Genomic DNA, 16,080 nt, shown 5'->3' on the forward strand with positions numbered 1-16,080 from the left:
TGCAAGGGGTGTTAACGCCGGGCGAGCAGAACGCCGAGTACGATGCCAACAGCGGCTCCGATACCCACGCCCTGCCAAGGTTTGTCATGCACATAATCGTCGGCGTGACCGACCGCATCGCGTGCGTGCTGTGTCAAACTGGTGGAGCCATTAAAACGCGCACGGGCGTCGCGTAATACGCCTTTGGCTTTATTGTGCAGCTCACTCAGTTCCTCTTTGGTCTTGTCGCCTGAAGCTTTTAACACTTCATCCAGTGTATCGGCCAACAAGGTAAGGTCCTGATCGATGTCTCGTTCAACTTTTTCTGTTTTCTTAAACATTCGACTCTCCGTTTGGACACATGTCCTTTAAGTGTAGACCATTTCTTAAAATGTGTCGGCGATCGCACAAAATACCGAATTTTATTTTGAGGCCTGGCGCGGACTGTCAGGTTGTACATTTGGTTACTCGGCGAAACCAATCACTCACTGAACGGCAACATCGCTTGCACTAGTATCTGCTGCAACGGCCCCACCGGGGCTTGCCGAAAAACACTCTGAGGAAGCAAAGATGAAAAAAGTATTAGCACTGGTTGTTGCCGCCACTATGGGTCTGTCTTCTATGGCTTTCGCTGCCGAAACCACCGCGGCGCCTGCTAGCGCACCGGCTGCGACCACCACGACCAGCGCAGCTGCCGTGAGCAAGACTCCGGCGAAAACCACCCACAAGAAAACCCACAAGAAGTCGAGCAAGAAAGCCGCTGTGCAAAAAGCGCAGGCCGCCAAAGCCAAGAAACACAGCAAAAAAGCACCTGCTCAAAAAGCACAGGCAGCAAAAAAGCACCATAAAAAAGCCACCAAGAAAGCCGCAGCACCTGCCGCTTAATCTCTCGGCCCCAACGACGCCGTCAGGGCGTCGTCTGATATAGCCCGATGCCAACACCCGGCCCCTTCCGGGTGTTTTTTATTGGAGCGTCTATGATAAACCGCTATCTGTTCGAGCTGATGTTTAGCGCGGTGGCGCTGTGCGGCGCGATCGTCGCCTGGCCGTTGTTCGCCGAGAACTTCCTGTAATTAGCCAACCAGCGGTGTTTCGTGCAGATGTCGCCACTGAATCTGCGCGTCAAGCTGGGTAAATACTACGGTAGAATAACGCAGCGTAGCCGTCTGGCCAGGCAGCGTTTGCCGCTCTCGGTAGTTCACCACCGCGCCGCCCGGCCATTGCGCCAGCAGCGTCATCTCTTCAATGGCGATGCGCAAGCCACGCTTGGCCGCATGATGAGCCTGAAAAAAACCGCGCAGCGCTGGAAAATCCAGTTTGCTGCCGTTGAGCGCAATCAGGGTAAAATCGGCATCAAATCGTGCCAGTAGCGCGTCGAGCTGGCCTTCGCCTTGCCCCAGCCAGTTTTCGATCGCCACGTGGGCGTCCAACACTTCGTTAAAATAACGGTTCATGATATCTCCTGTTGCAGATGGATATGGCGCACCACCGCCCGATTGGCGATGCGCAGGCACAGCAGCAATGGGATTGGCGTTGCTGCGGCGGCCAGATAAAAACTGGTTTGGTAAGCGTTAACGCCGGGGGCATAACGTTGCAGCAGGTTGAACGCCAGGCTCAGCAGCGCCACGCCAAAGCAGAAACTGAGCTGACGATTGATATTCCATAGTGCGCTGGCGTCGGCCAGACGCGCGTCGTCAAGGGTCAGGAAGGCGCTGCTCTGTGCGGTACTGCTGCATAAACTGCCGCCAAATCCCATCATCGCAAAGGCGGCAAGTTGCCATGCGAGCTGGTCGGCGGCGCTGATGTGCGCCAGCGTCAGGATCCCCAGCCCCTGCATGATGCAGCCGAGAATAAATAACGGGCGTGGGCCAAGACGGTTGAAGCTTTTGCCGGTCAGCGTAATCGCCAGCAAAGAGGCCAGAGACCAGGGGATCATCAGCGCGCCCACCGCGGCGGCCGACATCGCCAGCTGATTTTGCAGGTACAACATGGCGAGCAGATTGACGCCGAGAAACAGTCCGGGAATGGTCTGGTAAACCAGCATCGAAATACGTAGCAGCGGGTTTTGCATCAGGCGCAGATCGAGCAGTGGGTGCGGGTGGCGCAGGCTATGGCGCAGATAGATAGCCATAGCCACGCCAGCGCCGACCAGCAGCAGCGCCGCCGAGCGTTGCGTCTGTGGTTCGCCCAACCGGCTCAGACCAAGCAGCAATAAACTCAAGGTAGCGCAGGCGCTGAGCAATCCCCAGACATCCAACGGCGAACGCTGCGGCGACGGTGCATCACGGCGTAGCCACAGGGCGGACAGCAGCAACGCCAGTAGCGCCAGCGGCAGATTGGCGAAGAATACCCAGCGCCACTCCAGGCGATCGACGATGAGCCCCCCCAATAGCGGGGACAGCGCCGGCGCCAGCAGACCCACCAGCATGATGGCGGCAGACAGCCGGGCGCGTTCATGGCTGCGATACAGCTGATAGGTCAGCGTCTGACCGATCGGGATCAGCAGGCCGCCGCCGATGCCTTGCAATACTCGCCAACCAATCAGCGCGCCAATCGTGCCGGCAAAACCGGCGGCGGCGGTGGCGAGGATAAATACGGTCAGTGACAACAGAAACACCCGTCGTGCGCCGATGCGCTGCGCCAGCCAGGCGCTGAGGGGAATGACCAGCGTCAGGCCGAGAATATAGCCGGTGCTGACCCAGGCCAGTTGGTTGACGCTGGCGTGCAGCGCGCGGCCAATCGCCGGGTAGGCGATGTTGGCAATGAACATAGTGATCAGATCGACAAAAAAACCAAGCAGATAGACGAGCGCGACGCGAGTACGATACGGCATAGGGCCTCCGGTTGAAGGCGTGCAGTGTAGCGGGGGGAAAGCAGCGGATAAATCGGCGCCAGGCGGTTACACTGTCAAAATAATTTTGACAGTCATCGAGGATTCCATGCTCAATTTACAGCGGCTGGCTATTTTTGTTGCCGTGGTCGAGGCCGGTAATTTCACCGCGGCGGCAAACACGCTGGGGCAAAGCAAAGCGGTGGTCAGCTTTAATATCAAGCAGTTGGAAAGCGAGCTTGGCGTATCGTTGTTGGCGCGCAGCACGCGGAAACTGTCGCTGACCGACGCCGGCGAACGGTTTTATCAGCGCAGTCTGCGCCTGTTGCAAGAGGCAGAAAACGTCTTGGATGACGTGCGGCGCGACCACCACGGCCTGAGCGGCACCTTGCGCATTACCAGCACGCCGGAATATGGCGCTCACGCGGTGGTGCCGGCGCTGGCGGCTTTTGCCCAGCTGCACCCACGGTTACGTATCCAGCACGTTTCTTCTTCTCAGCATGCGGATTTGATTGCCGAGCGCTTTGACGTGGCGATTCGTCTGGGGCGCATGGCAGATTCAAACCATCGTGCGGCACGCCTCGACGATTTCGCCATTTTGCCGGTCGCGTCACCGGACTATCTGGCGCGACAGCAGATTGTTTCGCTGGCGCAACTGGCGCAGGCGCAGTGGATTGTTCACAGCCGATTAGCATCTCCGCTCAGTTGGCAGGTGGTAACGCCGCAACGGCAGGCGGTGCTGTTCGACGTTGAAACCCCTGCCGCGCTGACGGCCGACAGCGCGACGGCGCTGCTGGCGTTCGCCCTGCACGGCGCCGGCGTTGCCCTGCTGCCGGACTGGCTGGCTCGCCCGGCACTGCAGCGCGGGCAATTATGTCAGCTGTTGCCAGACCACCGCTTCCCGACACAGAGTATTTATGCGCTTTACCCCAATACGCGCCACGTACCGGAGAAGGTGCGGGCATTTATCGATTTTTTGCGGTCCTGGTTAGCCAAGGGTGAATAAACTGCAATACCGTGGCAATGGTCTGTTGATGTACTGCTGCACGCTGCGCCGTTGTCGAGTCACAAATAAAGCTTTCCCCCTCCTGCGCCAGCACGGTTTTTGCCCGTGGGGTGCATAAGGGCAAGAAATCAAAATGACTGCTGTCAGGGATTTGCACGCTGGTAATGGGGTGCCTGCCGGCATACTTCGCCAGCGACGCCCCCCCCAGACCGTCCGCCGTTGCCAGATAGCGCTGCGCTTCGACAATCAGCAGCGGGGCGGAAAGCGAGCCCAGGCTGGCGGGCAACAGGTAGGGTGCCATGCCGGGATCGAGCGCAATGGCAAAGCGAACGCGGCGATCCTGATAGTCATGGTTGAAGCGCTGGGCTGACAGCTGCCGCAACTCAACCTTGGCCTGCGTATAAAACTGGCAGTTGGCTGAATGCGGTGCGCGATGGCAGCCGTGAATAAACTGGCGTAGATCAAGGCGCCCGCCGACCAGTGCAATGGCGCTGTAGCCGCCTTTGGAATGCCCGATAACGCCAATGGCGTTGGCATCGATCCGTTGGCTCCAGCGCGCATCGTCGAGCATGGCGCCGATCAGCGCGGACATATCCTCGGTTTGCAACCATAAGCGGGCAGACTGCGCCGGGAGAGAATTGCCGGTAGTACTGCCGGGATGATTGGCCGCCACTACGATTATCCCTTGTTCAACCAGAGCCTTGGCCAGCCAGGCCTGACTGGCGTTGTTACCGCCGCTGCCGTGGCTCAGGATCACCAGCGGGAATCGGCCCTGGGCAACGGGCGCATTAATCCTACTCGGGATACCAGCAAACACCGGGTTGGCTGCCAGCACATGTTGCGGGCCGCTATCCTCGGTGGGGTAGTAAATGCGGCTGTCGAGTGCTCTGCCGTTAGCATGAAAGGTGTGTTGTGCGTCGGCAAGTTGATAAGGGGCGGCGTTGGCGAATGAACCGATCAATGCCAGCAAGATAACGAATGTCTTCATGATGCTTCCTTGACAGGGAAAGCGGCCAATTTGCAGCAGGGGGATAGGTTGTGGCGACCTCGATCGCGATTTAGGTCGTTAACGGTTTGTTTTTGCAAGCTTAAGATTTTACACTCGCGGACACCTTCCCGGTTATTGCGAACCCTGGCCATGCCGCTTATTCCACTGACATTTGTCTTTGCTGCCGTGTATCTGGCACTGTTGATTCGCCTGGGGGCTCCCCAGCGTCAGCGCTGGGTATTTCATCTGTTACTGCTATTGTGCATCTGGCAAAGTCTGTTGGTCGGAGTGCGTTATGGCTATCATTTCAACCAGTTCAACGCGCTACAACCCTATGGCGCTATCGCCATTCCCGCGCTGATTTATCTGGCGCTTACCGCGAGCGCGCAAGGCGGGCGTTGGCACTATGGTCTGGTGGTGGCGATGCCGTTGGCGATTGCTGGTTGGGCGCAGCTGTGGGCACCCTGGCTGTTGGATGGTCTGATCATTGCGGCCTATCTGGGGTTTGCCCTCGCCATGCTGTTGTTTTTACGGCAGGGGGAAAACAGCTTACCCAGGGTAGCGCTGACGGAAAGTTGGCTGAGTCTGCGCCTTTGGCGCGCGCTTGGCATGCTTTTATTGGCCGGTGGCTTAGCTGAAACGGCCATCGCCTGGGATTTTGCCTTTCACGCCGGGGAGCATGCTGGTGCCATCGCTACCTTGAGCAGCCTGCTGGTGGTGCTGGGGCTTGGCGCCATTCTGCTGCGGGCGCATTTACCTGCGCATACGGTGGAGGAGCCTCCAGTTGAAGCCGAGCAGCACAAGCCGACCGAGGAATGGTTCGCGCTGATTGAGCGCCGCCTCAGGCAGGATGGCCTGTATCTGGACGCTGAGCTTAACCTGACTCGTCTGGCGCGTAAGGTTGGCTTGCCGGCACGCAAGGTGTCCCAGGCGATTAATCAGCATGCCGGGATGAACGTATCGCAATTTGTGAACCAAATGCGCATTCATCAGGCAGCTCATTGGCTAAGCGCAAGCGATCGGCCGATTACCGACATTATGCTGGAGGCCGGTTTTACCACTAAATCCAATTTTAACCGCGAATTTCAGCGCATTTTGGGCCTCAACCCCAGCGAATGGCGCAAACGGCATGCGTTAGCCAAGCAATAATGGTCTGGCCGTCGCTATGATCCCGGTTTACCGCCGCTTGGGGGCGAGGGGGGATTCCCGGTGGCAGGTAGCCAGCGCTGTCGTTGCCAACCAAAGCGTTGCCTGCGCAATCCTCGCTCCCATTGGGGAATGACCGTGTATCGTTAGCTGCCTGCGATGCGTGAAACAGCCACGCCAGCCTTGGCTCAAGCTGATGATTAAGGATTATTCCGAAACCCGGATGCACTCTGAGAAATTTATTGTTTCAGCCAATGATTCCGGTAAGGTCGCACTGCGGTTCAGAATGAGAGGAGGAATCGATGTATTTACGGCCGGATGAAGTGGCTAGAGTGTTGGAGAGTACCGGTTTTGAACGTGATTATGTCACCGATCAAGCCTACGGCTACCGCAAGGGCGATCACTATGTGTATGTTAACCGCGAAGCGCGGATGGGCAGAACTGCGTTGGTGATACACCCTGCGTTAAAAGAGCGCAGCGTGCACTTTGCGACCCCGACGTCGCCAGTGCGTACCAGCGAACAATATACTGAATTCCCATTGGATCTCACCGGCGACACGCCAAACCTGCGTTACGGCATTCCGCACGGCTTCAGCTCGCGCGAAGCGCTGTCCCGCTATCTTTACAGTATGTTCCTGTAACCAGGGAGCGCAGTCCGCTGCGCCCATGGCTCACCCGTTGACGATGGCATCCAGATTGAAGCGCTCGTTATAGGCGCGGCGAAACTGCGCCAGTTCAAACGCATCCAAATCCAGTTCAGCAAAGTAAAATAGCGCCGACTCGGTGTGTTCGGCGTGCAACTGCGGCGACAGACCCGCGCGGATCAGGGTTTCGCGCCACAGGCCTATCTGCGTATCGTCCGCCTGTTTGATAAAGGTGACATAAATAAACAGCAGGTAGGCCGCACGGTGCATTTCTTCGGTGTAGCCGTTGTTCAGCATCCGGATGAAGCGTTGGCCGTTGTGCCCGCCCATTTCCTGCACCATCGATTCAACCAGCATCGGTTTGACCTTCAGCCAGTTCGCCAGAGAATCAATGGCCTTGCGGGTATCGGAGGTCAGCAGGCGGTAACCGACAATAAAGACCACGATCAGGGCGGCGATAATAATCCACGTCATTGGGGTGTCTTGTACTCGTTAGTTGCCAGCAACTGGCCAGGGGCGCCGCTGACGGCGCCGGTGATGTCAGTGTTGTTCGCCGCTGAAATTATCCGCTGCCCGTGGTGGCTGATTATGCACACGGTGATTGAAGGTGGCGGCATCCTTGGCCAGCGCATCCAGGTGGGCGCCGAGCATTTTGATTTGCTTCACCAGCGCATGCTGTTCCGGCACCGAGCTGGCGGTGCTCAGTTTCCGCGCCAGCTGTTCGTTCTGTGCACGAAGGGCAGCTTCGCGTTGTTGAGCTTCCAGCAATTGTTGTTGCAGTGCGTGATAGCGTTGTTGCCATTCGCGGTGCTGCTTTTCGAAGCTGGCCTGCAACTCATTCATTGCATTCTGAAACTGGATTTCCAGTTCGCGCATTGTCATGGGCTCGATCCTTTGCGGCACTCAATATTGGCTGGCAGTATAACGAAAACTACGCGCAAGCTCACCCGCTGGTGACAAAAGCAGACAATCCCCAGCGATAAATCGTCACTTGCAACCTCGCCATGGCGTCTTACAATCAAGCTCATCCCCCCGCAATACAGGAACCTCGGTCGTTTTCGGTATTAACTTCTAGGTGAGTGGCAGCGAGATGAACAACGAAGAAAAAGGTTTTTTTGAGCAGGCAATGGCCGACGTTACCCCCTTATCTGGGCGGCAACAGACGCTGTATCTAAAAGCCGACCATCGGGAGGACCAGCGCGCGCGCCGCGCCGCGCAGGCGCTGCAACAGGAAAATCCGCTCAGCAGCGACTTGCTGGAGATTATTCCCTGCGATGTGCCACTCGAATACCGGGGCGAGGGTATTCAGCAAGGGGTGCTGGAGAAGCTGCGCCATGGCCGTTATGCGCCGCAGGCCAGCCTGAACCTGCTGAAACGCCCGGTGGAAAGCTGTCGTCAGGAGCTGTTCCGCTTTATCGTACTGGCGCAGCAGGAAAACCTGCGTTCGCTGCTGGTGGTGCATGGCCGTGGTCGTGAAGATGAAAGTCATGCCAACATTGTGCGCAGTTACCTGGCCAAATGGCTGGCGCAACTGGAACCGGTGCAGGCGTTTTGTCGCGCACTGCCGCGCGACGGCGGCGATGGAGCCTGTTACGTAACGCTGCGTAAATCGGCGCAGGCCAAAGCGGATAACTTTGAGCGCCATGCCAAGCGCAGCCGCTAAGCGGGCAACCCGCGTCAGGCCGGCAGCGGATTGGCTATTTCGATCAGGTTGTTGTCCGGATCGCGCAGGTAGATCGAGACGATCGGCCCGTTGGCGCCGGTGCGTTCTATCGGACCTTCTTCAATAATCACCCCCAGATCGTCCAGCTCCTCCATGACCAGCGCCAGCGGGGTGGCGGCGATAAAGCACAGATCCGCCGAGCCGGGCGTCGGGCGATAGGCCTTTGGTTCGAACTCGTTGCCAGCCTGATGCAGATTGATCTTTTGCTGACCGAAGGCCAGCGCCTTGCGCTCGTCGGCGAAAGTGATGATATCGAATCCCAATACCTGTTGGTAAAAGCGGCAGCTGCGTTCAATGTCTGCCACGGTTAACACCAGGTGGTCCAGTTTATTTATCTTCATGGTAAAGCGCGTCGTCGTTGAGGTGGATTAAATCGGCCAATAGCGTGCTCGGCTATTGGCCGTGGCTAATTATTTATCGAACAGTTTATGATCCAGGGAATAACGCCCGGCACCGGTAACCGCCAACAGCAGCAGGCCGCCAATGATGCTGATATTTTTAAAGAAGTTTATTTCATTGCCCATCATCTCCGCACCGGTCATATTCCAGAACGGGTGGCCGATAAACGCCGTACCCAAAACATACAGAGCAAAAATAACCGCGATAGGTCGCGTGAAAATGCCGACGATTAACGCGATGCCGAAAATAAATTCAACCACCACGGCAATAATCGCGGCAAAATACGGCATTGGCGTGCCGTAGCCTTCCATTGACGTGACCGTGCCGCCAAAATTGGTCAGTTTCATCCAGCCAAAAATAATGAACAGGATCATCAGCAATATTCTGGAGAGCAGAATAACGCCGTCTTTTGAGCTATCACCCATGTTGAACTCCTTAGCCACTGCTGAAAATTATTGTTGCACTGCTGATTAAAGCGTAGACCAGTTGGCCGGTTTTTCTAGGCACAGCAGGGGATTGCGCACGTTTTTACGCCGCTGACGGGGCCGAGGGTTTGTTGGCTATACTTAAACCAATTCAGCACTGGGTAAACGCACTCAGCCGGCAGCATCCTTTAAACCGTGAGATGAAAATATGGACCTGGAAATATTACAAGACGACACCCGTTTCTTTATTAATGACCAGCAGGGTAACGCTATTGCCGAGATTTCTTTTGTGCCTAGCGGTGACAGATTAACCATTATCGATCATACCTGGGTAGACGAAAAGCTAAAGGGTCAGGGCGTAGGGAAAGTGCTGGTGGCTCGGGTAGTGGAAAAAATGCGCCAGCAAGGGCGCAAGATTATTCCGCTGTGCCCATTTGCCAAACATGAGTTTGACACCACGCCGGCTTATCAGGATATTCGCGCATAAACTTGCCAAGGCGGCCGAATACTGGGGGAGGCGACCTCCCCAATAATGGATGTGTTAATGGTGTTTAGTTTATGGCGAGCATTACTGAGCGGGTTTCTGCGCGGCAAGAATAAATATCATCGGGCGCTCCTTTTCTTCATCCAGCGCCGGGTTGTCGTGGATTTGCCGTGCTGAAGGCCCCCATTCATTCAGATAGGTGATAGTAAATCCTTGCTGTATCAACATATTGACGTAGCTGCCCAACATGCGATGTTGCTTGATCACCCCTTCCGCCAGCCAGTTGGAAATACGCTCGCCCTCCTGCTGATAGCTATTGACCGGCCACGATTGTTGCCCATCTTCGGCGACCAGCCAGCCCTGCTGCCTGGGGGCGCTATAAATCGGGTGTTCGGCGGTGAAGATAAACTGCCCGCCCGGTACCAGCGACTGAAATACCGTGGCGAACAGTTTCTGCAGGTTGACGATGTAATGCAGCGTTAGCGAGCTGTAGGCCAGATCAAAACGCTCCGCCGGCAGTTGCAGCGCCTCCAGATCCTGTTGGCGATAGTCAATCGCCGCATCGTTGGTCATTTTCCGCGCTTTATTCAACATTTTCTGCGACAGATCGAGCCCCAGCACGCTGGCGGCACCCTGCTCGCGCGCGCTACGGCAGAACCAGCCATAGCCGCAGCCAAGATCGACCACCTGCTTGCCGTGCAGGTCCGGCAGAATACGGCGAATGGTTGGCCATTCCGGCGCGCCGTCGAGGCCGTTGACCGAACGCTCAAGTTGGGCGTAGCCGTCAAAGAAGCGCTGATTATCATAGATATTTTGTGACATAGAGACTCCTTTTTTACCGTGCCGCATGCTGCGGCAGCTGCCAGAGAATACGCGTTGGCATCCTGGTTCTCAATCATGCCGGCAGGGTAGCGTTCTGATTAGGTTGTGCCAGCGCTGACAGGTCGGCTTTGGCTGGTTTGTTATTCCGCTGGCACGTTACCTTATTCGGGCGTTAACGGATTACGTACCAATACATCACGGGAGAACGGGATGCGACTTTATATTTATCTATTGCTGGCGGGCTGCTTGACATTATCTGGCTGCGTCGCTGCGTATTATCGCTAAGGAGCAAGGATGCGTCATTTTTTATTATTGTGCCTGGTGCTGTCATTAACGGCCTGCGCCTCGCTTTATTACCGGTGAACGAATGAAAAAAATCATACTGTTTGCCGCGTTGGGGTTAAGCGGCTGCGTCTGCGTGTATGGCCCGACCAAAAGCGGCAACGTGCCGCAGTCTGATGCGAGTGCCTCTCCGGCGGTGGCGCCCGTTGACGCGACAACGCTGATTGGCAACCGGCGGCCGGACGAACTGTTCAGCAAGGCGGAAGCATGGTTTGCCAGTAAAGGGATCACGCCGGTGGTCAGCAATGAGCAGAGCGGCATCATTGCCACGATTGGCGACTCCCCGGCGCTGGCGCAGAGCTATCTTGATTGCTCTGCGTTAGGACAATCGCAGCCGCTGCAGCGACAATATCGGCTGGTGGTACAGGCGTACAGCGCTGGGGAGGGCAGCCGAGTCAGCGCGCAGGCCAGTGGAACGGCACGGTTAACCGCTGCAGATGGTAACGACAAGATTAAACCGGCCGAATGTCGCTCAAACGGCAATTTTGAAAAGGATATGCTGGAGACGCTGCGGAAATAACCTGGATTCTGCAAGGTCTTTTTCGCATTGACGAGGGAATAGCTAACTGATATTACGTCTCATTAGCATTGTTGTCGGGGCTCCCCCCGAATGAATCGTACCGATCAGGAAATCTTATGCCGTTGTTTTGTTGTCGTTTTAAGTGGGTAGTAACCAGCTTGCTGTTGGGGACGCTATTACCGGCAATGGCCATGGCCAAGCCCGATCTGCAGCGCAAGATAGGCGTGACCGTGGCGGATACCGGCGCGCGTGATTACCGCTTCAGCGACCTGCGCCTGGACTCGGCAGACGGCAAGCGCCACTATCGCATTCGTATCGCCAAGCCGAACCAGGCGCCGCCGGCGCAAGGGTATCCGGTGGTGTATTTTCTGGATGGCAACGCGGTATTAATGGAGTTAAATACCAAGCTGCTATCCCGCCTGGCGGCCGGGGCGCATCCACCGCTGTTGGTGATGCTGGGTTATGACAATGACTTGCGGATTGACGCGCCGAGCCGGGCGTACGATTACACGCCGCAACCCCCGCAGGAAGCGCAGCAAAAGCCTGTGCCGATGCCGCATTGGCCCAACGGCGGAGCCGATGAGTTCCTGCAATTGATTGAACAGAAAATAAAACCGGCGGTAGCTGCGCAGGTGGCGGTCGATCCCCAGCGACAGACGCTGTGGGGCCATTCGTATGGCGGCGTTTTTGTGTTGCACACGCTGTTCAATCAACCGCAGGCGTTCCAGCGCTATATCGCCGTGGAGCCGTCGCTGTGGTGGGGAAACGGTTTTATCCTCAAAGAGGCGCAGGCCTTTATGCAACAGCGGCCGGCGCTACGGGTGCAATTGGCATTATGGGAGGGTACCCGGCGTCAGCAGCAAAGGGCGAGCGGAGATGCACCTCCCGGGGCAGGCAACGCCTCGCCGTCCGAGGGGACACAGCAACTGGCGCAGCGGCTGTCGACGCTCAACGGGCTACGGGTGAATTATCACGCATGGCCACAGCAGGGCCATGGCGGCATGCTGGCAGCGGCGGTCGCACCGGCGTTGCTGGAGGCGTCGGAGTGAGTAATGCCAGGCGTTAGGCACAAAAAAGCCTGCAAACCATAGGAATGCGGGCTTTTTCGTTATTGCCACCGGGTCTGTCTGGACTGGGGGGATTGGGTGGGGGAGTCTGAATACGTCGCAGTAATACATCGTGCCGCCATCCGGCCTGAACCAGACGCTGTTCGGGATAGCGACTTCGGGCTGAGGAGGCGTCTCAATCGTTAGCGTAGCCATGTTAATAAGTCTGTGAAATTTACCGACGACTTTCAGCGGATAACCTTCATCCATGGTGCTAAAGACAAAATTTCCCGAGCGATCGCAACGCCCATCGTCTATTCGTGTTCCGCCAGTCCCTGCTGATGCCGTCACAGCGGTAAAAATCTGGGGATTCAGATCATAGAGGCCAGTCTTGCACTCTGTCAGTGCAGAAAACGCTCAGACAGCCGATCGCCGAACAACATGATGACAAGACCGGTCAGCATGACCAGCATTCCCCCCAGCTTGAGCAACGAAACCGGTCGTCGTATGGCGCCCAGCAGACCAAAATGGTCGATCATCTGAGACGAGATCAACTGTCCGACAATTGCCAGCCCGAGTAGGGCTGAAAAACCGATTTTCGGCGCGAGCACGACATAACTGAACAATGCGCAGGCACCGATCAGACCGCCAGTCAGACTCCACAAAGGCTGAGACGGAATGGTCGTCAGCGAGGTGAATAATCCCCCGCGCAGCAGCGAATAAACCCCAAGGCTAAATGCCCCGGCCGCGAAGGAGAACAGTGCGGCGGTGACCGAATCGCCTCCGAGTCCTTGAGCCAGTTGGCTGTTCAACGTCGTCTGCAGGGTAATCCCGAGACCTGCGGCAAAAGCGATTACGTAATAGGTCATGCCCATGCGTGTTGTCCCTGTCAGTGCGCCGGCTTCAGCGGCAGGAAGGTTTCCGCAAAAATGTCAGGCGCATGCCCGGCGGCGGCAAACAGATGTTCACGCGATTCATCAATCGCGGCGCGAAGACGCGCGCTGTCCACGCCCTGGACTTTTCCGTTCTGCTTGACGATGCGCCCGCCAATCATGACGGTATCAATGTTACTGCGTTCTGTAGCATGTACCACCGTGCCAAAGGCATTGCCGGACGGATAGAGGTTGATGTCGCCGGCGTTAATCAGGATCAGGTCAGCCTGTTTGCCCGGCGTCAGGCTGCCAATCTTGTCCTGCAGTCCTGCGCAGGCAGCGCCATCGACGGTCGCCGCGTTAAGAAGTTGCGCTGCCGGGAGTGTTGTCAGCGAATGCTCTGAATCACAGCAGTGCTGCTTATGCATGCCCATCACCCGCTGTAGGTAAAATGCCACGCGCATTTCCATAAACATGTCGGTACTGTAGGACGTTTCATTGTCAACGCTCAGACCGGGGTTGATGCCATGACGTTGCGCAGCTTCAATAGCAAACATACCGTCTTCGATGCCATAGTGCGCATCGGAGCGCGGGCAGACGTTCACTCGCACACCCGCTTCCCGCAGGATCTTCCATCCCTCGTCAGGCAGCGCTGTGCAGTGATTGAAAATATTGTCTGTGCCAAGAAGGCCCTGTTGATGCAGCGATTCAAGCTCTGACGCCATCTCAGTGCCAAAGAATTCAGTGACGATTGGCAGTCCCAGCCTGCGAGCTTCGGCCCACAACTCTGGCTCCAACTGAGCCATGCCACCAAGAGAAACAAGGCTTTCAGAATTGTTCGTGAAATACTTTTCCTGTAGACGCTGCCAGTTACCCGGCCAGTGCGCTCTGTCCCAGTCACCTGATACCGGCGCTCCGGAGGCATGGATGGCACGAATGCCCGAGTCAAGCAAGGCCTCTACGGCGGCGTCCGAATGCGCAGCGGTACGACTGTTATGGGAATTATCAATGATTGTAGTTATGCCCGCGTCAATAGCTCCCAGGGCAGTCAGCAGGTTACCGATATAAATATCGCCGGGGCGATAGTATTTGGCGAAAGAGAAATGCGTGGCGTTGCTGTAGTCGTCTAGACAGGTGGCATTAGGGTTGATGCGGCGCAACTGTCCTTCCCATGCGTGACGGTGAGAATCCACCATCCCCGGCATGGCAATCATGTTCGTGGCATCTATCTCGTGGGCACTTTGCGCGTCCAGGTTCTGACCCACGGCGGTAATGGTTGATCCGGTGATAAGAATATCACCGCGCTCAATATTACCCACATTATCATCCATGCTCAGTATGGTTGCGCCACGGATCAACGTTACCGGTGGGTTTTCAGTCTGATTATTAACAATATTTCTAATGTAATCGGTCATTTAAAGTGTCTCTTTTCTCATCAACAGGGAAAAGATACGTCACTCTATTAATATGAAAAAGATGCTTAACGCGTTTTCATTATTCATAATTCACGAATAATGATGTTAACTATGGGCAGATTTATCGGCACTGGGGAGAAGGAATGTGGATCGTATTCAGGCTATGCAGATCTTTACGCGGGTGGCCGAAGCCGGAAGCTTCGTGCGCGCGGCGGAAACGCTGTCACTGCCTCCGTCGACGGTAACCAGCACCATAAAAGGCTTGGAGAAATACCTGCAGGTGCGTCTGCTTAACAGGACAACGCGGCGGGTGAGCCTCACCCCTGAAGGGTTACAGTATCTCGCGCAGTGTCGGGAAATACTCTTCTTGATCGACCATGCGGAAGCCAGTCTGACGGATTCGGTAAAGCGGCCGCAGGGGCGCTTGCGGGTAGATATGCCCGGTGGAATCGCCCATTTCATTGTCATGCCAAACCTGAAAGACTTTTTCCGACGTTATCCGGATATCTACCTGATGGTCGGGGTAAACGATCGTCAGGTCGATCTGATTCAGGAGGGCGTGGACTGTGTGATCAGGGTTGGAGAGCTCAATAACTCAACGCTGGTCGCCCGCCCGCTAGGCCGGTTTCGCTGGGTCACCTGTGCATCGCCGGACTATCTCAGGGAATACGGCATTCCGCAATCGCCTGAAGAATTGTCCCGGCATCGGGCGATCCACTATTTTTCCGGTCAAGCCAAACGTGCGAACGAAATGCGCTTTGCCCGCGGCGCTGAAACACGATCCATACCTATGAATGGGGGGACCGCCGTTAATGAAACGGGCCTCTACATCAAAATGTGTCTTGATGGTTTCGGACTGGTGCAGCTTGCCGAGAGCGTGGTCTCAGAGTATCTGCAGGCGGGGAAGTTAATCGAGGTTCTGGCTGACTGGCAGCCACCGTCAATACCGGTGAATTTGCTTTATCCGCATCAGCGTTTTCTTTCTCCCGCCGTGCGCGTCTTTGCTGACTGGGTAGCCGGGCTGATCCACAACGCCAGCCCCGGCCAGTAAATACGAAGAGCATCCCCTCTGCGCTCAGAAGGGGATAAATGTAAGCGTGTTTGAACAAACACAGGGAAGAAAGCGGGGTCACACAGTCGCCATCCTCCAGCCTGGAAAACATCAGGAGGACGACCTGTCTCCTGAAGACAGAGGCCAAGATTCAACTCCATGAGGATGCGGGTTCCAGATGTGCGTTTCGTCCTGCAGCCATGCCGGTACCGGCGCCGGCCACCGCGACCGCCGCAGTCACCAGCAGCGGCACAGCTCAGCCGCCGGACCAATCATGCACTTTACCCAGCAGCAGGGGGCCCATGGCGGCCTGATCCTACCCACGTAATGTGGACACGGCCCTAAGCGAGGTTTTGGTTTTCAAACTGTTCCGGGCTAAGACCGCCAC

The 16,080-nt window shown here is 56.4% G+C and carries 21 protein-coding genes and 1 pseudogene; 10 read left to right on the plus strand and 12 right to left on the minus strand.

Annotation, left to right across the window (positions count from 1 at the left end; all coding sequences use genetic code 11):
- Positions 1-11: 11 nt before the first annotated feature.
- Positions 12-320, minus strand: coding sequence for a DUF883 family protein (locus tag ACCC84_RS22375; RefSeq protein WP_004959407.1), 309 nt, complete (start codon positions 318-320; stop codon positions 12-14).
- Positions 321-549: 229 nt separating this feature from the next.
- On the opposite strand from ACCC84_RS22375, the gene asr reads away from it, so the two are divergent.
- Positions 550-864, plus strand: a complete 315-nt coding sequence (asr, locus tag ACCC84_RS22380; protein ID WP_004959410.1) for an acid resistance repetitive basic protein Asr — start codon at positions 550-552, stop codon at positions 862-864.
- A gap of 188 nt (positions 865-1,052) precedes the next feature.
- Here the strand turns inward: asr and ACCC84_RS22385 are convergent, their stop codons facing one another.
- Both ACCC84_RS22385 and ACCC84_RS22390 read right to left on the minus strand, forming a co-directional pair.
- Positions 1,053-1,433 carry a hypothetical protein gene (locus ACCC84_RS22385; RefSeq protein WP_004959416.1) on the minus strand — a complete coding sequence of 127 codons (381 nt, stop codon included), beginning with the start codon at positions 1,431-1,433 and terminating at the stop codon, positions 1,053-1,055.
- Positions 1,430-2,812: a DHA2 family efflux MFS transporter permease subunit gene (locus tag ACCC84_RS22390; RefSeq protein ID WP_371902355.1), complete on the minus strand. Its 1,383-nt coding sequence runs from the start codon at positions 2,810-2,812 to the stop codon at positions 1,430-1,432. The genes ACCC84_RS22385 and ACCC84_RS22390 overlap by 4 nt, the downstream gene beginning before the upstream one ends.
- Before the next feature lie 106 nt (positions 2,813-2,918).
- Here ACCC84_RS22390 and ACCC84_RS22395 point away from each other — a divergent pair, with 106 nt between their 5' ends.
- The gene (locus ACCC84_RS22395) at positions 2,919-3,815 is read left to right on the plus strand and encodes a LysR family transcriptional regulator (protein ID WP_039991826.1); all 897 of its coding nucleotides are present in this window, start codon (positions 2,919-2,921) and stop codon (positions 3,813-3,815) included.
- On the opposite strand, the gene ACCC84_RS22400 is transcribed toward ACCC84_RS22395, so the two are convergent.
- Positions 3,775-4,803, minus strand: coding sequence for an alpha/beta hydrolase family protein (locus tag ACCC84_RS22400; protein WP_198773956.1), 1,029 nt, complete (start codon positions 4,801-4,803; stop codon positions 3,775-3,777). The two genes, ACCC84_RS22395 and ACCC84_RS22400, sit on opposite strands and share 41 nt — an antisense overlap.
- Positions 4,804-4,953: 150 nt before the next feature.
- Here ACCC84_RS22400 and ACCC84_RS22405 point away from each other — a divergent pair, with 150 nt between their 5' ends.
- On the plus strand, positions 4,954-5,952 hold the full coding sequence (locus tag ACCC84_RS22405) for a helix-turn-helix domain-containing protein (protein WP_198773957.1): 999 nt from the start codon (positions 4,954-4,956) through the stop codon (positions 5,950-5,952).
- Positions 5,953-6,251: 299 nt separating this feature from the next.
- Positions 6,252-6,590: a DUF2002 family protein gene (locus tag ACCC84_RS22410; protein ID WP_004959435.1), complete on the plus strand. Its 339-nt coding sequence runs from the start codon at positions 6,252-6,254 to the stop codon at positions 6,588-6,590.
- A 30-nt stretch (positions 6,591-6,620) separates the two neighbouring features.
- Here ACCC84_RS22410 and ACCC84_RS22415 read toward each other — a convergent pair whose 3' ends face one another.
- On the minus strand, positions 6,621-7,067 hold the full coding sequence (locus ACCC84_RS22415) for a DUF1198 family protein (RefSeq protein ID WP_004959438.1): 447 nt from the start codon (positions 7,065-7,067) through the stop codon (positions 6,621-6,623).
- A 66-nt stretch (positions 7,068-7,133) separates the two neighbouring features.
- Positions 7,134-7,475 carry an MbeD/MobD family mobilization/exclusion family protein gene (locus ACCC84_RS22420; protein WP_004959440.1) on the minus strand — a complete coding sequence of 114 codons (342 nt, stop codon included), beginning with the start codon at positions 7,473-7,475 and terminating at the stop codon, positions 7,134-7,136.
- Positions 7,476-7,683: 208 nt separating this feature from the next.
- Here ACCC84_RS22420 and smrA point away from each other — a divergent pair, with 208 nt between their 5' ends.
- Complete coding sequence (gene smrA, locus ACCC84_RS22425; protein WP_004959443.1) at positions 7,684-8,256, plus strand: DNA endonuclease SmrA; 573 nt, start codon at positions 7,684-7,686, stop codon at positions 8,254-8,256.
- Between the two features lie 14 nt (positions 8,257-8,270).
- On the opposite strand, the gene ACCC84_RS22430 is transcribed toward smrA, so the two are convergent.
- Together ACCC84_RS22430 and ACCC84_RS22435 are read right to left on the minus strand one after the other, a co-directional pair.
- Positions 8,271-8,657 carry a VOC family protein gene (locus ACCC84_RS22430; RefSeq protein ID WP_004959445.1) on the minus strand — a complete coding sequence of 129 codons (387 nt, stop codon included), beginning with the start codon at positions 8,655-8,657 and terminating at the stop codon, positions 8,271-8,273.
- 69 nt (positions 8,658-8,726) lie between these two features.
- Positions 8,727-9,140, minus strand: a complete 414-nt coding sequence (locus ACCC84_RS22435) for a DoxX family protein (protein ID WP_198773958.1) — start codon at positions 9,138-9,140, stop codon at positions 8,727-8,729.
- 214 nt (positions 9,141-9,354) lie between these two features.
- On the opposite strand from ACCC84_RS22435, the gene ACCC84_RS22440 reads away from it, so the two are divergent.
- Complete coding sequence (locus ACCC84_RS22440) at positions 9,355-9,627, plus strand: GNAT family N-acetyltransferase (RefSeq protein WP_371902362.1); 273 nt, start codon at positions 9,355-9,357, stop codon at positions 9,625-9,627.
- Between the two features lie 81 nt (positions 9,628-9,708).
- Here ACCC84_RS22440 and ACCC84_RS22445 read toward each other — a convergent pair whose 3' ends face one another.
- Entirely contained in the window at positions 9,709-10,446 is a 738-nt protein-coding gene (locus ACCC84_RS22445; protein WP_198773959.1) for a class I SAM-dependent methyltransferase, read from the minus strand.
- Positions 10,447-10,813: 367 nt separating this feature from the next.
- Between ACCC84_RS22445 and ACCC84_RS22450 the strand changes: the two genes are divergently transcribed.
- Positions 10,814-11,308, plus strand: coding sequence for a hypothetical protein (locus ACCC84_RS22450; RefSeq protein WP_371902356.1), 495 nt, complete (start codon positions 10,814-10,816; stop codon positions 11,306-11,308).
- A gap of 116 nt (positions 11,309-11,424) precedes the next feature.
- Positions 11,425-12,357, plus strand: coding sequence for an alpha/beta hydrolase (locus ACCC84_RS22455; RefSeq protein WP_371902357.1), 933 nt, complete (start codon positions 11,425-11,427; stop codon positions 12,355-12,357).
- Positions 12,358-12,471: 114 nt separating this feature from the next.
- Here the strand turns inward: ACCC84_RS22455 and ACCC84_RS22460 are convergent.
- The 3 genes and pseudogenes from ACCC84_RS22460 to ACCC84_RS22470 all read right to left on the minus strand — a co-directional run.
- Positions 12,472-12,735: pseudogene (locus ACCC84_RS22460) on the minus strand (SMP-30/gluconolactonase/LRE family protein); the annotation flags it as partial.
- A gap of 20 nt (positions 12,736-12,755) precedes the next feature.
- The gene (locus ACCC84_RS22465; RefSeq protein ID WP_371902358.1) at positions 12,756-13,229 is read right to left on the minus strand and encodes a DMT family transporter; all 474 of its coding nucleotides are present in this window, start codon (positions 13,227-13,229) and stop codon (positions 12,756-12,758) included.
- A 14-nt stretch (positions 13,230-13,243) separates the two neighbouring features.
- The gene (locus ACCC84_RS22470; RefSeq protein WP_371902359.1) at positions 13,244-14,641 is read right to left on the minus strand and encodes an amidohydrolase family protein; all 1,398 of its coding nucleotides are present in this window, start codon (positions 14,639-14,641) and stop codon (positions 13,244-13,246) included.
- A 145-nt stretch (positions 14,642-14,786) separates the two neighbouring features.
- Here ACCC84_RS22470 and ACCC84_RS22475 point away from each other — a divergent pair, with 145 nt between their 5' ends.
- Complete coding sequence (locus ACCC84_RS22475) at positions 14,787-15,692, plus strand: LysR family transcriptional regulator (protein WP_273870117.1); 906 nt, start codon at positions 14,787-14,789, stop codon at positions 15,690-15,692.
- A gap of 178 nt (positions 15,693-15,870) precedes the next feature.
- Positions 15,871-16,020, plus strand: a complete 150-nt coding sequence (locus ACCC84_RS22480; RefSeq protein WP_371902360.1) for a hypothetical protein — start codon at positions 15,871-15,873, stop codon at positions 16,018-16,020.
- Positions 16,021-16,080 lie beyond the last annotated feature (60 nt).

It is taken from the genome of Serratia odorifera (genome assembly GCF_041448735.1).
Classification (GTDB): domain Bacteria; phylum Pseudomonadota; class Gammaproteobacteria; order Enterobacterales; family Enterobacteriaceae; genus Serratia_F; species Serratia_F odorifera.

Coding starts and splice junctions, on each gene's coding strand:
- ACCC84_RS22375 (WP_004959407.1), bottom strand. CDS start 320: ATGTTTAAGAAAACAGAAAAAGTTGAACGAGACATCGATCAGGACCTT.
- asr (WP_004959410.1), top strand. CDS start 550: ATGAAAAAAGTATTAGCACTGGTTGTTGCCGCCACTATGGGTCTGTCT.
- ACCC84_RS22385 (WP_004959416.1), bottom strand. CDS start 1,433: ATGAACCGTTATTTTAACGAAGTGTTGGACGCCCACGTGGCGATCGAA.
- ACCC84_RS22390 (WP_371902355.1), bottom strand. CDS start 2,812: ATGCCGTATCGTACTCGCGTCGCGCTCGTCTATCTGCTTGGTTTTTTT.
- ACCC84_RS22395 (WP_039991826.1), top strand. CDS start 2,919: ATGCTCAATTTACAGCGGCTGGCTATTTTTGTTGCCGTGGTCGAGGCC.
- ACCC84_RS22400 (WP_198773956.1), bottom strand. CDS start 4,803: ATGAAGACATTCGTTATCTTGCTGGCATTGATCGGTTCATTCGCCAAC.
- ACCC84_RS22405 (WP_198773957.1), top strand. CDS start 4,954: ATGCCGCTTATTCCACTGACATTTGTCTTTGCTGCCGTGTATCTGGCA.
- ACCC84_RS22410 (WP_004959435.1), top strand. CDS start 6,252: ATGTATTTACGGCCGGATGAAGTGGCTAGAGTGTTGGAGAGTACCGGT.
- ACCC84_RS22415 (WP_004959438.1), bottom strand. CDS start 7,067: ATGACGTGGATTATTATCGCCGCCCTGATCGTGGTCTTTATTGTCGGT.
- ACCC84_RS22420 (WP_004959440.1), bottom strand. CDS start 7,475: ATGACAATGCGCGAACTGGAAATCCAGTTTCAGAATGCAATGAATGAG.
- smrA (WP_004959443.1), top strand. CDS start 7,684: ATGAACAACGAAGAAAAAGGTTTTTTTGAGCAGGCAATGGCCGACGTT.
- ACCC84_RS22430 (WP_004959445.1), bottom strand. CDS start 8,657: ATGAAGATAAATAAACTGGACCACCTGGTGTTAACCGTGGCAGACATT.
- ACCC84_RS22435 (WP_198773958.1), bottom strand. CDS start 9,140: ATGGGTGATAGCTCAAAAGACGGCGTTATTCTGCTCTCCAGAATATTG.
- ACCC84_RS22445 (WP_198773959.1), bottom strand. CDS start 10,446: ATGTCACAAAATATCTATGATAATCAGCGCTTCTTTGACGGCTACGCC.
- ACCC84_RS22450 (WP_371902356.1), top strand. CDS start 10,814: ATGAAAAAAATCATACTGTTTGCCGCGTTGGGGTTAAGCGGCTGCGTC.
- ACCC84_RS22455 (WP_371902357.1), top strand. CDS start 11,425: ATGCCGTTGTTTTGTTGTCGTTTTAAGTGGGTAGTAACCAGCTTGCTG.
- ACCC84_RS22465 (WP_371902358.1), bottom strand. CDS start 13,229: ATGGGCATGACCTATTACGTAATCGCTTTTGCCGCAGGTCTCGGGATT.
- ACCC84_RS22470 (WP_371902359.1), bottom strand. CDS start 14,641: ATGACCGATTACATTAGAAATATTGTTAATAATCAGACTGAAAACCCA.
- ACCC84_RS22480 (WP_371902360.1), top strand. CDS start 15,871: ATGTGCGTTTCGTCCTGCAGCCATGCCGGTACCGGCGCCGGCCACCGC.